The organism is Lentzea sp. HUAS12, assembly GCF_024125735.1.
Lineage (GTDB): Bacteria > Actinomycetota > Actinomycetes > Mycobacteriales > Pseudonocardiaceae > Lentzea > Lentzea albida.
In genome coordinates this window covers 8,578,469-8,590,824 of sequence record NZ_CP099738.1, presented here as the reverse complement: position 1 = coordinate 8,590,824, position 12,356 = coordinate 8,578,469, and the positions used below count along the sequence as shown (strand labels likewise).

Here is a 12,356-nt window from a genome sequence, read left to right as displayed (position 1 = left end):
CACCGCGGTCAGCCCTCGGCCGCCAGCTGACCGCAGGCCGCGGCGATCTCCTGACCCCGCGTGTCCCGCACGGTGCACTCGACACCCTGCTCCCGCACCCGCCGCACGAACTCGCGCTCGACCGGCTTCGGCGACGCATCCCACTTGCTGCCCGGCGTCGGGTTCAGCGGGATCAGGTTCACGTGCACGAGCTGCCCGAGGTGCTTGCGCAGCTTCTTGCCCAGCAGGTCGGCGCGCCAGCCCTGGTCGTTGATGTCGCGGATCAGCGCGTACTCGATGCTGACCCGGCGGCCGGTCTTGTCCGCGTACCCGCGGGCCGCCTCGAGCACCTCGGAGACGTTCCACTTCGTGTTGACCGGCACCAGCGTGTCGCGCAGCTCGTCGTCCGGCGTGTGCAGCGACACCGCGAGGCGGACCTGGAGGTTCTCCTCAGTCAGCTTCTTGATCGCCGGCACGAGCCCGACCGTCGACACCGTCACGTGGCGCTGCGAGATGCCCAGGCCGTCCGGCGCCGGGTCGCAGATGCGGTGGACGGCCTCGAGGATGCGCTTGTAGTTCGCGAGCGGCTCGCCCATGCCCATGAAGACGATGTTCGACAGCCGGCCGGGGCCACCGGGCAGGTCTCCGTCGCGCATGGCGGCGGCGCCGAGGCGCACCTGGTCCACGATCTCCGCGGTCGACAGGTTGCGCTGCAGGCCGCCCTGGCCGGTCGCGCAGAACGGGCACGCCATGCCGCAGCCCGCCTGCGACGAGATGCACAGCGTCGCGCGGTCCGGGTAGCGCATCAGGACCGACTCGATGAGCGTGCCGTCGTGCGCGCGCAGCAGCGTCTTGGCCGTCGTGCCCTCGTCGGTGGTGACCTTGCGCACGACCGTGAACAACGGCGGCATCAGGTCGGCCACGAGCTTGTCGCGCGTGGACGCCGGGATGTCGGTCATCTCGGCGGGGTCGACGGTCAGGCGGCTGAAGTAGTGGTTCGACAGCTGCTTGGCCCGGAACGGCTTCTCACCCAGCGCCGCAACGGCTTCCGCGCGTTGGGCGGGCGAGAGGTCGACCAGGTGGCGCGGCGGCAGGCCGCGCTTGGGCGCGTCGAAGACAAGGGGAAGCGAGGTCATAGCACATCTAGTGTCCCACGAACTTCACCAACACAAGACCGTTGCATCGCGATAGGTTCCGATATATCGTTAACGACATGATGATGCGACCACACCACCGAGAACACCACCAGAGGCATCGCCACGGCCCCTTCGGGGGCGGCGGGCGAGGCAGGGGCGGCGGCCGCCAGAGGCGCGGCAACGTCCGGGCGGCGGTTCTGTCCTTGCTGGCAGAACGGCCGATGCACGGCTACGAGATCATCCAGGAGATCGCCAGGCGCACCGGAGGCGTGTGGAGCCCGAGCCCCGGCTCGGTCTACCCGACACTGCAGATGCTCGCCGACGAAGGCCTCGTCTCCGCGGAGGAAGAAGGAGGCAAGAAGTTGTTCGACCTCACCGAGCGCGGCAGGACGGAGCACACGGCCCCGCCCTGGCGCGACATCGAGATCCAGCTCGACCCGGTCGACGGTGAACTGCGCACCGCGGTCCGCCTGCTCGGCGCCGCGATGGAGCAGATCTCCCACGCGGGCACGCCGGAGCAGAAGGCCCGCGCCGCCGAGCTATACAACGAGCTGCGGCGCAGGCTCTACGCCATCCTCGCCGAGGAGTGACCTACCAGCGGTCGTGCACGTGCGGACGGATCAGCTCGTCGTACACGGCCTCGACGGCCTTGCCGTCCACCGGCTGCAGGTCGGCCGCCTGCGCGTTGCCCCGAGCCTGCTCCACGTTGCGGGCACCGGGGATCACGACCGTGACGCCGGACTGGTCCACGATCCACCGGAGCGCGAACTGCGCCATCGTGGCACCTTCCGGCACCAGCGGCCGCAGCCGTTCCACCGCCTCGAGGCCGACCTCGAACGGCACCCCGGCGAAGGTCTCGCCGACGTCGAAGGCCTCACCGTTGCGGTTGTAGTTGCGGTGGTCGTCGGCCCCGAAGGTCGTCTCCGCCGTGTACTTGCCGGACAACAACCCGGACGCGAGCGGCACCCGCGCGATGATCGCGACCCCCGCCTCGGCGGCCTTCGGCAGCACCTCGTCGAGGGGCTTGAGCCGGAAGGCGTTCAGGATGATCTGCACGCTGGCCACGTTCGGGCGCTTGATCGCCTCCAGCGCCTCCTCGACCTTCTCCACCGACACGCCGTAGGCAGCGATCCGTTGCTGCTCCACCATTTCGTCCAAGGTGTCGTACACCTCGTCACGGCTGTAGACCGCGGTGGGCGGGCAGTGCAGCTGCACCAGGTCCAGCGTGTCGACACCGAGGTTGCGGCGGCTCCGGTCGTTCCACGCGAGGAAGTTCTCCCGGCTGTACCCCTCCGCGACCTGTGCCGGCAGCCGCCGCCCCATCTTCGTGGCGACGAAGATCCCGTCGTCCTTGCGCTCCTTGAGGAACCGGCCGACGAGCGTCTCGCTGCGGCCGTCGCCGTACACGTCGGCGGTGTCGAAGAAGTCGACCCCGGTGTCGACCGCCGCGTGCAGCAACGCGAGCGCGTCGCTCTCGTCCACGTCGCCCCAGTCGGCGCCGAGCTGCCAGCAGCCGAGTCCGACGACCCCGACCTGGCGGTTCAACCTGCCTGCGTTTCGCTTCTCCACGAACCGAGAGCCTAATGGCGGTTCAGACGATCAGCGATGTCGGCTTGCGCCGCACGTGCAGCCGGTACCCGACCGGGAAGCTCAACCCGCTCACCGAGGCGATCGCCCGTTCCGCGACCTTCGCGGAGAACTCGATGCGCAGCACCGCTTCCAGGTCCTCGCGCGTCTCGAACCGCCACTCCGCCGTGACCCGGCGAAGCGAGAAACCGTTGTCGGCGAAGAACTTCTCGACCGCGGCCGGGTTGTAGCGCGGTTCGTCGGCGCGCAACCAGGGCCCGTACGGATCCGCCGACCCGTCCAGGTCGACGATCACGATCGCACCGCCCGGCCGCAGCACCCTGTCCGCCTCGCGCAGGCCGGGTTCGCAGCCGGGCCCGAAGAAGTACGCGGTGCGCGCGTGCACCACGTCGGCGGAGGCGTCGTCGAGCGGGAGCCGTTGTGCGGGACCGGAAACGACGCGGGCGTTCGGCAGGCCGGCCACGCGGTGCCTGGCCCGCACGACCAGGGGCGGGTGCGGTTCGACGCCCGTGACGGACTTCGCGGTCGCGGCGAACAACGGCAGGTGGAATCCGTCGCCGCAGCCGACGTCCACGACGTCCCTGCCGTCAAACGGACATTCTTCGCTTATCGCCGTCCACATCGCACCGTGGACGTCCTGGGCGCGGTTCTCGACCTCGTAGACGTCGGGCCAGTGCCAGATGTTCGGGCTCGGCACGACGTCCGCCGGACGCACCGCGTTCAACGCCGCCCGCACGAATCCCCTCACAGAGCCACTGTAGGGCCTCTATTTGCCTGTGACCGTACGAATTCGTCCAATCACGGCGTAGCGTGTCTACATCTCTTTCCTGCAGGAGGCGGCTGTGTCGATCGCGCCCAACTCTCCCCAGCTCGCGCCTTTGTTATCCGGCAGCCCTTGCTGGGTCGAGAGATCCGTCGACGACCTCAAGGGCGCCATCGAGTTCTACACCGGCCTGTTCGGCTGGCACTACGCCGACGACGCCGGCTACACCGTCGCGATGGTGGACGGCATCCCCGTCGCCGGCCTCCCGCAGGGCGACCCCGAACCGTGGCGGTTGTACCTGGTCACGCCGCACGCGCGCGCCACCGCCGAGAAGGCGTTCCACCTGGGCGGATCGGTGCTGCGCAACCCCGAGGACACCGCCGACCACACGCAGAGCACGGTGATCGCCGATCCGACCGGTGCCGTCGTCGGGTTCCGGCACGTGATGCCGGACTGGCGGTTCGGGATGGGCGGCCACGGTTCCTACGCGTGGGCCGAGCTGAACACCCGCGACGGCGCGGTGGCCGACGAGTTCTTCGGCGAGCTGTGCCACTTCGACATCACGCAGATCGGCGACGGGCACCGGCTGGACTACGCGTCGTGGTCCGTCGAGGGCACCGAGGTGATCGGCCGGCAGAAGATGGGGCGCGAGTTCCCGTACGGAGAGCGCTCCCACTGGATGGTGTACTTCAACGCCGCGCCCGAGATCGGCATCGACTCGGTGGCCTACCGCGTGCTGGAGCTCGGTGGCCGGGTGACCGTGGAGCCCTACGACACCCCGTTCGGCCGCATCACCGTGGTCGAGGACCACGCGGGAATGGCCTTCTCCGTGATCGACCCGTCCCGCGTGATCGAGGCCGAGCCCCGCACCGAGGTGGACGACCCGTTCGACGACTAGGGCCTATTGCACGAAGAGGTGCAGCAGCAGCCAGGAGGCGACGGCGGACGGCAGCAGCGAGTCCATCCGGTCCATCAGGCCACCGTGGCCGGGCAGCAGGGTGCCCATGTCCTTGATGCCGAGGTCGCGCTTGATCAGCGACTCGACCAGGTCACCCGCGGTGGCTGTAACCACGAGCGCGGCGCCGAACAACGCGCCCTGCCACCACTGGCCGTCGAGCAGCGTCGACACCGTGATCGCGCCACCGACCACACCGGCGGTCAGCGAGCCGGCGAAACCCTCCCAGGACTTCTTCGGGCTGATCGACGGCGCCATCGGGTGCTTGCCCAGGAAGACACCGGCCGCGTAGCCGCCGACGTCCGACAGCACGACACCGATGATGAACGCGAAAACGCGGCCCACACCGTCGTCAGGAACGACGAGCATGGCCGCGAACGCCGCGAACAACGGCACGTACGCGACCGTGAACACGGACGCGCTCAGGTCGCGCAGGTAGCCGTCCGAGCCGCCCCGGAACCGCCAGATCATGCACACCAGCACGGTGACCACGAACGCGGTCATCATGCCGGCGCGCTCCAGCGGCCAGGACAGCCACAGGATCGCCTGGCCGCCGATCAACGCGGGCCACAGGGCCACGTTGATGCCGGCCTTCTTGAAGGCGGTCGCGATCTCCCACGTCGACACGGCCACCGCGGCCGCGACGATCGCGATGAAGGTCTCCTTCACCGTCAGCAGCGACGCGATGATCACCGCGCCGAGCCCGACGCCGACGAGGATCGCCGCCCGCAGGTCACGCCCCGCGCGCGACGGTTTCGACGCGGGCACGTCCGCGGGACCGCCTGCCACCTGTGCTCCCATCACGACCTCCGCCCGGCCAGGGCCATCACGCCTGCCGCGACTCGGCCGGGCGAACCATCGGGGAAATCAGACTTCGAGGAGCTCGGCTTCCTTGTGCTTCACGAGCTCGTCGACCTGCGCGACGTACTTGTGGGTGAGAGCGTCGAGCTCCTTCTCACCGCGGGAGCCGTCGTCCTCGCCGACCTCGCCGTCCTTGACGAGCCGGTCGATCTCTTCCTTCGCCTTGCGGCGGACACCGCGGACGGAGACGCGCGCGTCCTCGCCCTTCTGCTTGGCGACCTTCACCATGTCCCGGCGGCGCTCCTCGGAGAGCTGCGGGATGACGATGCGGATGATCGAGCCGTCGTTGCTCGGGTTGACGCCCAGGTCGGAGTCCCGGATCGCCTTCTCGATGGCGCCCAGCTGGCTCGCGTCGTACGGCTTCACGACGGCCATGCGCGCCTCGGGGACCGTGATGCTGGCCATCTGGTTCAGCGGCGTCATCGAGCCGTAGTAGTCGATGTGGATGCGGTTGAACATCGAGGGAGTCGCACGACCGGTTCGGACGGAGGAGAGGTTCTCCTTCGCCACCGAAACCGCCTTTTCCATCTTCTCCTCGGCGTCGAGGAGGGTCTCGTCGATCACGACTGCTCCTTGCTCTGCGTGTTCGTGCCTGATTCCCGGTCCTGGAGAGATCCCACCAGGTCTAGAAGGCCGGACGGCCACCGGGGGTGCTGACCAGGGTGCCGATCTTCTCACCACGCACCGCCCGGGCGATGTTGCCCTCGGTGAGGAGGTTGAAGACGAGGATCGGCATGTTGTTGTCCATGCACAGGCTGAACGCGGTCGCGTCGGCGACGTTGAGGCCGCGTTCCAGCACCTCGCGGTGGGTGATGTTGTCGAACATCAACGCGTCCGGGTCGATCTTGGGGTCCGCCGTGTAGACACCGTCGACGGCCTTGGCCATCAGGACGATCTCGCAGCCGATCTCCAGCGCGCGCTGGGCTGCCGTGGTGTCCGTGGAGAAGTACGGCAGGCCGGCGCCGCCACCGAAGATCACGACGCGCTTCTTCTCGAGGTGGCGCATCGCGCGGCGGGGGATGTAGGACTCGGCGACCTGCGTCATCTGGATGGAGGTCTGCACGCGCGTGTCGATGCCGTGCTCGCGCTCGAGGAAGTCCTGCAGCGCCAGGCAGTTCATGACCGTGCCGAGCATGCCCATGTAGTCGGCGCGCGAGCGGTCCATGCCGCGCTGCTGGAGTTCGGACCCGCGGAAGAAGTTGCCACCGCCGATCACGACGGCCACCTGCACGCCGGACTTGTGAACGGCCGCGATCTGGCGGGCGACCGTCTGGACGACGTCGGGGTCGACGCCGACGCCACCGCCGCCGAACATCTCGCCACCGAGCTTGAGCATCACCCGGCTGTAGCCGTGGCTGCCGTCTTCGCTCACAGGTCCTCTCCTTGCGCCCTGGAAAACTGGTGTGGACACGCCAAGGGCGGGGTCGCTGGTACCCGCAACCCCGCCCTCATGCGAATCAGCTCTGGCCGACCTCGAACCGAGCGAAACGGGTCACCGTCACGCCGGCCTCGTCCAGAAGAGCCTTGACCGTCTTCTTGCTGTCGGTCACGGAAGCCTGCTCGAGGAGCACGACGTCCTTGAAGAAGCCGTTGACGCGACCCTCGACGATCTTGGGGAGCGCACCCTCGGGCTTGCCCTCCTCGCGAGCGGTCTCCTCGGCGATGCGGCGCTCGTTGGCGACGAGCTCCTCGGGCACCTCGTCACGGGTGACGAACTTCGGGCGCATCGCGGCGATCTGCATCGCGGCACCCTTGGCGACCTCGGCGTTGTCACCGGTGTACTCGACCAGCACGCCGACGGCGGGCGGCAGGTCGGCGGCACGCTTGTGCAGGTAGACCGACACGGTGCCGTCGTAGTCGACGGCCTTGGCCAGCTCGAGCTTCTCGCCGATCTTGGCGGAGAACTCCTGGACCAGCGCGTCCACGGTCTTGCCGTCGACCTCGACGGCCTTGAGGGCCTCGACGTCGGCGACCTTGTTGGCCTTGGCGAGCGCGACGATGTCGTCGGCCAGGGCGATGAAGTCGGCGTTCTTGGCCACGAAGTCGGTCTCGCAGCGCAGCTCGACCATCGCGCCGTCCTTGACGGCGACGAGGCCGTTGGACGTGGTGCGCTCGGCGCGCTTGCCGACGTCCTTCGCGCCCTTGATGCGGAGGATCTCGACGGCCTTGTCGAAGTCGCCGTCGGCCTCGTCCAGGGCCTTCTTGCAGTCCATCATGCCGGCGGCGGTCAGCTCGCGGAGCTTCTTGACGTCCGCGGTGGTGTAGTTCGCCATCGTTTTCCTTCTGCGATGTACGCGCTTAGGTCATGAGGTGCCCGCTTGTCGCGGGCACCTCATGGGGGAGATCAGGACTGGACGGGCTGCTCGGCCGGAGCCTCGGCCGGGGCCTCGGTCGTGACGGCGGCGTTGGAGGTGAGGAGCTCCTGCTCCCACTCCGCCAGCGGCTCGTCGGTGGCGACCTCGGGCTTGTCCTGGCCGTCAGCGGCGTCACGACGACCACCGGAGCGCTGCATGAGACCGGCGGCGGCGGCCTCGGCCACGACCTTGGTCAGCAGGGCCGCGGAACGGATCGCGTCGTCGTTGCCCGGGATCGGGTAGTCGACCTCGTCCGGGTCGCAGTTGGTGTCGAGGATCGCGACGATCGGGATGTTCAGCTTGCGAGCCTCACCGACCGCGATGTGCTCCTTCTTGGTGTCCACGATCCACACGGCGCTGGGAACCTTGGACATGTCGCGGATACCGCCGAGCGTGCGCTCCAGCTTGTCCTTCTCGCGGTTCATCATCAGGATTTCCTTCTTGGTGAAACCCTGGAAACCGCCGGTCTGCTCCATCGACTCGAGCTCCTTGAGGCGCTGGAGCCTCTTGTGGACCGTCGAGAAGTTGGTGAGCATGCCGCCCAGCCAGCGCTGGTTCACGTAGGGCATGCCGACGCGGAGCGCCTCGTTGGCGATGGCCTCCTGCGCCTGCTTCTTGGTGCCGATGAACAGGATCGACCCGCCGTGCGCGACCGTTTCCTTGACGAACTCGTAAGCCCGGTCGATGTAGGTCAGCGTCTGCTGCAGGTCGATGATGTAGATGCCGTTGCGCTCGGTGAAGATGTAGCGCTTCATCTTCGGGTTCCAGCGCCGCGTCTGGTGCCCGAAGTGCACGCCGCTGTCGAGCAGCTGCTTCATGGTTACGACGGCCATGGCCGGTTCGCACCTCATCTGTCGGACGCGCGAGGTCTCGCCTTCGCACGTCGTTGCCGGTTGTCGCCTCAGGCCGGGTTCGGCCAGTCAGCCCTGGTGCCTCCGCCGCCGCCCGCACCCGCGGAGCATCTCTGCACCGTCAGGACCGTCGGACGTCGTGACTCGACCAAGCTGGAAAAGCAGGTCGGATCTGCGTTGGCACGCGAAGTCGTCCCGCGCACAGACGGGACGCACCCAAAAGTCTACTCCCCACCCCCGACAAAACTCGAATCGCCCCCACCTCACGAAGGGCAGTTGTCCACAACCGGCGAGTAATCCACAGCTTCCCCATCACCCCTGGTCCCCCGCACACCCCCAACCCCACTGTTGACCCCATGCCCCTCCTCCCCACCGCCCTGCTCCTCACGACGCTCCTGGCCCCACCCCAGGCCCGCTTCACCTGGCCCCTGCCACCCCCGCACCAGGTGGTGCGCGCCTTCGAGGCCCCGGCCACCCCGTTCGGCCCGGGCCACCGCGGCGCCGACCTGGCCGCCCCCGCGGGCACCCCGGTCCTGGCCACGGCCGACGCCACAGTCGTCTTCGCAGGCGCGGTGGCAGCAAGAACCCTCGTCTCCCTCGACCACCGCAACGGCCTACGCACCACCTACGAACCCATCACCCCAGCAGTGACGGCAGGCCACCCGGTTCGCCGGGGCGAAGTGATCGGCCACCTCCAACCGGGCCACTGCCCGACCCCCTGCCTGCACTGGGGAGCCCGCAGGGCCAACGCCTACCTGAACCCGCTCCACCTCGTCACGACGGCCCGCGTACGCCTCCTCCCCCTCACCACCCCGCCACGAGGCGGCTGACCACCCGGCCGCGCAGCCCGAGGCGCGCGGCCCTCACCAGGGCGCTCCCCGCATCCCCGGCGGGTCGACCAGCGGCGCACCCCTCCCCCGCCGCAAGCGCCCACCAGGGGCCGGGAAGGCGGCACCCCGCTCACTCAGCCGCCTCCCGGCCACCTGGCCGCCCCTGCACAGCCCTCGCCACAGGCGGGCCCACCCAGGCGGCCCAGCCCGTGCACCACCCGCCAACTACCCACGCCCGCCCCAGCTGCTCAGACCCGCCCCAGCGACTCCTCGCCCCCGAACGCCGCAGCCGCTCCGGACCGGCCGCCCACCGCCGACCGGGCTGCCGCCGGCCACCATCCCCAGCTCAGCCGCCGGCCCCAGCAGCGACGCCCCCGCAGCCCAACCCACCCCAGGCCCACGCCCGCTCAGCAGCCCACCGACCCAGCAGCCCCTCTGCTCAGCCGCTCACGCTTGACCCCACAACTCACCTGCCCAGTCACTCATGCCCGCCCCGCAACCCACCCCGTGCAGCCGCGCACGCCCGACCCCACAACTCACCTGCCAACCGCTCACCTTCGACCCCGCGTCCGACCCCCGCCCAGCCGCGTGCCGCACCCACAGCCCACCCGCCCCAGCCGCGCACGTTCAACCGCTCAGTTCCAACCCCGCCCCCACCATCGACTCAGCTCAGCGCGGCTGCCCGCCAATTGCCCGGTTCTCAGCGAAACCGCCCATCACAAGCACATGCGCGGGAGGACTCGTGCACAACACACCCGTCCCAGGTACAGCAGTTCCTAGACCGCACGTTTGCCTCGGCGACAACCCACATCCCTTGACCCGGTGCGGCTGCACAAAGCCCACCCGGCTTCACCGTCGCCAGGCCTCATGCCCGAGCGGGTACGCGGCGTGCCTGGAGGCTCTCCAAGGCCCACCCGTTCGAGTGAATTAGCCCTGGCAACAGGCGGAAAGGGGTTTTGAGCCGCGTCGAGCGGCCCTGTGCGGCTCTCCCGGTACGGGTGTTCGGCAGCCCGGCGCTCGCCAGGCTGCTGGGGATCGACGTGCGGTCAGGCCTCGGACTGCTCGTTGAGCTTGGTGCGCAGGCGCAGGACCGCGCGGGTGTGCAGCTGGCAGACCCTGGACTCGGTCACGCCGAGGACCTTGCCGATCTCGGCGAGGGTCAGGTTCTCGAAGTAGTAGAGGGTCACGACCACGCGGTCGCGTTCCGCGAGCTGGGCGATCGCGTCGGCCAGCTGGCGGCGGCTGTCCTGGTCGACGAGGCTCGCCACCGGGTCTTCCGCGGCGTCGTCGGGCAGCGACTCGGCGAGGGACGAGCCGCCCTTGTTCGGGGCGATCAGCTCGTCGAGGGCCACGACGCTGGTGAGCTGGAGCTGGCCGTAGAGCTCGCGCAGTTCGGCCAGGCCGATCTTGAGCTCTGCGGCGAGCTCGCGGTCGGTGGGCGTGCGCTGCAGCTTGGCGCCGAGGCGCTCCAGGGCTCGTTCGACGTCGCGGGCCCGGCTGCGGACCGAGCGCGGCACCCAGTCCTGGGAGCGCAGGTCGTCGAGGATCGCGCCGCGGATGCGCTGCATGGCGTAGGTCTCGAACTTGAGGCCGCGCTCCGGCTCGAACTTCTCGATCGCGTCGACCAGGCCGAAGATGCCGGACTGGATCAGGTCGGCCACGTCCACGTGGGCGGGCAGTCCCGTGCCGACGCGGCCGGCGACGTACTTGACCAGCGGCGCGTAGTGCAGGACCAGGCGGTCGCGCTGGTTCTGGTCGCGGGACTCGCCGTAGCTGCGCCACAGGGCGACGATGCCGGCCTCTACGTCGTCACCGGACCGGACGTCCGTGCGCGTCACCGCAGTCGGCACGGCCACGGGCGTGCCGTTGACATGCGTGTTGGCACCGGGCTCGGGGGTCGCCTCGGTGCGTAGCGCGCCGTTCTGACGGTGCCCGTTGCTCGCCTGCTTCGACACTGGTGCGGGCAGGACGGGTTCAGGGGGCACGGTCGCCGTACGCGATCCTCCCCCTGCGGCGTCAGGAACGGGGGTGGGTTCGGTCATGGATCGCCTTCAGCCGTTCGACAGTGACGTGTGTGTAAAGCTGAGTCGTTGCGAGCGTAGCGTGACCAAGCAGTTCTTGGACGGTGCGCAGGTCCGCTCCTCCTTCCAGCAAATGGGTCGCGGCGGAGTGGCGCAACCCGTGCGGCCCGATGTCCGGTGCGTCCGGTACCACGGCGACGACCTCGTGCACCAGGGTTCGGACGGCCCGCTGGTTCAGCCTGCCGCCACGGGCGCCGAGGAACAACGCGGGCGGCGAATCCGGTGCTACCAGGGCGTTTCGCCCCTCGTCCACCCATCGCCGCAGCGCTCGTTCGGCCGGCACACCGAACGGTGTGGTGCGCTCGCGTCCACCTTTGCCCAGAACCCGAATCACCCTTAGGGAGTAGTCCACGTCGTCGAGATCAAGACCACAGAGTTCGGCCACGCGGATACCCGTGGCGTACAGCAACTCCACCACGGCCTGATCACGCAGCGCAACCGGATCACCCTGGGACGCGCCAGAGGATACGGCGCTCATCGCGTCCTTCGCCTGGTCCTCGCGCAACACCGACGGCAACGTCCGGTGCGGTCGCGGCGCAGCGAGCCGCGGCCCGGGATCCGAAGCCAAATGCCCTGCTCGGTGCGCCCATGCGGTGAACGCGCGCGCGGCCGCGGCACGCCTCGCAAGGGTCGTGCGACTCGCACCCGAAGTGCGTTGCGCGGCAAGCCACGACCGCAGGTTGGTCAGGTCGATGTCCGCGACGTCAGCGTTCTCCGGGATATTCCCCGCGACGTGTCCGAGCAGCGCCATTGCATCACCGATGTAGGCGCGGACCGTGTGCGGCGACAGATCACGCTCCAACATCAGGTACCGCTCGAACTGCCGCAACACGTCCGCGACGGTCGCCGGCAGTTTTTCGCGCAGGCGAACGAGATCGACACGACGTGTCCGACCATGCGGCGGCGGGGACATAGGCCAAGACGCTGCGCCAGTCGGGGCGATTGGTCAAGTATCGCCA

Annotated in this window: 13 protein-coding genes; 3 read left to right on the top strand and 10 right to left on the bottom strand. The window is 69.1% G+C overall.

Annotated features, from left to right (window positions below):
- Positions 1-8: 8 nt before the first annotated feature.
- Positions 9-1,115, bottom strand: coding sequence for a 23S rRNA (adenine(2503)-C(2))-methyltransferase RlmN (gene rlmN / locus ND450_RS40295; RefSeq protein WP_089917533.1), 1,107 nt, complete (start codon positions 1,113-1,115; stop codon positions 9-11).
- A gap of 203 nt (positions 1,116-1,318) precedes the next feature.
- Between rlmN and ND450_RS40290 the strand changes: the two genes are divergently transcribed.
- Positions 1,319-1,705: a PadR family transcriptional regulator gene (locus tag ND450_RS40290; protein WP_245786210.1), complete on the top strand. Its 387-nt coding sequence runs from the start codon at positions 1,319-1,321 to the stop codon at positions 1,703-1,705.
- Between the two features lies 1 nt (position 1,706).
- Here the strand turns inward: ND450_RS40290 and ND450_RS40285 are convergent, their stop codons facing one another.
- Together ND450_RS40285 and ND450_RS40280 are read right to left on the bottom strand one after the other, a co-directional pair.
- Positions 1,707-2,684: an aldo/keto reductase gene (locus tag ND450_RS40285; RefSeq protein ID WP_253323299.1), complete on the bottom strand. Its 978-nt coding sequence runs from the start codon at positions 2,682-2,684 to the stop codon at positions 1,707-1,709.
- Positions 2,685-2,706: 22 nt separating this feature from the next.
- A complete protein-coding gene (locus ND450_RS40280; protein ID WP_253323298.1) occupies positions 2,707-3,450 on the bottom strand; it encodes a class I SAM-dependent methyltransferase in 744 nt (247 codons plus the stop codon).
- 94 nt (positions 3,451-3,544) lie between these two features.
- Here ND450_RS40280 and ND450_RS40275 point away from each other — a divergent pair, with 94 nt between their 5' ends.
- A complete protein-coding gene (locus tag ND450_RS40275; protein WP_253323297.1) occupies positions 3,545-4,363 on the top strand; it encodes a VOC family protein in 819 nt (272 codons plus the stop codon).
- Positions 4,364-4,366: 3 nt separating this feature from the next.
- Here ND450_RS40275 and ND450_RS40270 read toward each other — a convergent pair whose 3' ends face one another.
- The 5 genes from ND450_RS40270 to rpsB all read right to left on the bottom strand — a co-directional run bounded on the left by ND450_RS40270 (position 4,367) and on the right by rpsB (position 8,468).
- Positions 4,367-5,221 (bottom strand): phosphatidate cytidylyltransferase, encoded by an 855-nt coding sequence (locus ND450_RS40270; protein WP_089917539.1) that lies wholly within the window; start codon positions 5,219-5,221, stop codon positions 4,367-4,369.
- Between the two features lie 66 nt (positions 5,222-5,287).
- Complete coding sequence (frr, locus tag ND450_RS40265) at positions 5,288-5,845, bottom strand: ribosome recycling factor (RefSeq protein WP_089917541.1); 558 nt, start codon at positions 5,843-5,845, stop codon at positions 5,288-5,290.
- 61 nt (positions 5,846-5,906) lie between these two features.
- Complete coding sequence (pyrH, locus tag ND450_RS40260) at positions 5,907-6,617, bottom strand: UMP kinase (RefSeq protein ID WP_301325822.1); 711 nt, start codon at positions 6,615-6,617, stop codon at positions 5,907-5,909.
- 121 nt (positions 6,618-6,738) lie between these two features.
- Positions 6,739-7,554, bottom strand: coding sequence for a translation elongation factor Ts (gene tsf, locus ND450_RS40255; RefSeq protein ID WP_253323296.1), 816 nt, complete (start codon positions 7,552-7,554; stop codon positions 6,739-6,741).
- Positions 7,555-7,625: 71 nt separating this feature from the next.
- Complete coding sequence (rpsB, locus tag ND450_RS40250) at positions 7,626-8,468, bottom strand: 30S ribosomal protein S2 (protein WP_253323295.1); 843 nt, start codon at positions 8,466-8,468, stop codon at positions 7,626-7,628.
- 374 nt (positions 8,469-8,842) lie between these two features.
- On the opposite strand from rpsB, the gene ND450_RS40245 reads away from it, so the two are divergent.
- Positions 8,843-9,316, top strand: coding sequence for a M23 family metallopeptidase (locus ND450_RS40245; RefSeq protein WP_253323294.1), 474 nt, complete (start codon positions 8,843-8,845; stop codon positions 9,314-9,316).
- 1,046 nt (positions 9,317-10,362) lie between these two features.
- Here ND450_RS40245 and ND450_RS40240 read toward each other — a convergent pair.
- A complete protein-coding gene (locus ND450_RS40240; RefSeq protein ID WP_253323293.1) occupies positions 10,363-11,358 on the bottom strand; it encodes a FliA/WhiG family RNA polymerase sigma factor in 996 nt (331 codons plus the stop codon).
- Entirely contained in the window at positions 11,333-12,310 is a 978-nt protein-coding gene (locus tag ND450_RS40235; RefSeq protein WP_253323292.1) for a tyrosine recombinase XerC, read from the bottom strand. The genes ND450_RS40240 and ND450_RS40235 overlap by 26 nt, the downstream gene beginning before the upstream one ends.
- Positions 12,311-12,356 lie beyond the last annotated feature (46 nt).

What these genes read in the sequence shown, in the direction of transcription:
- rpsB (WP_253323295.1), bottom strand. Translation starts at nt 8,468, where the DNA reads ATGGCCGTCGTAACCATGAAGCAGCTGCTCGACAGCGGCGTGCACTTC.
- pyrH (WP_301325822.1), bottom strand. Translation starts at nt 6,617, where the DNA reads ATGCTCAAGCTCGGTGGCGAGATGTTCGGCGGCGGTGGCGTCGGCGTC.
- ND450_RS40240 (WP_253323293.1), bottom strand. Translation starts at nt 11,358, where the DNA reads ATGACCGAACCCACCCCCGTTCCTGACGCCGCAGGGGGAGGATCGCGT.
- tsf (WP_253323296.1), bottom strand. Translation starts at nt 7,554, where the DNA reads ATGGCGAACTACACCACCGCGGACGTCAAGAAGCTCCGCGAGCTGACC.
- ND450_RS40235 (WP_253323292.1), bottom strand. Translation starts at nt 12,310, where the DNA reads ATGTCCCCGCCGCCGCATGGTCGGACACGTCGTGTCGATCTCGTTCGC.
- ND450_RS40270 (WP_089917539.1), bottom strand. Translation starts at nt 5,221, where the DNA reads ATGGGAGCACAGGTGGCAGGCGGTCCCGCGGACGTGCCCGCGTCGAAA.
- rlmN (WP_089917533.1), bottom strand. Translation starts at nt 1,115, where the DNA reads ATGACCTCGCTTCCCCTTGTCTTCGACGCGCCCAAGCGCGGCCTGCCG.
- ND450_RS40245 (WP_253323294.1), top strand. Translation starts at nt 8,843, where the DNA reads ATGCCCCTCCTCCCCACCGCCCTGCTCCTCACGACGCTCCTGGCCCCA.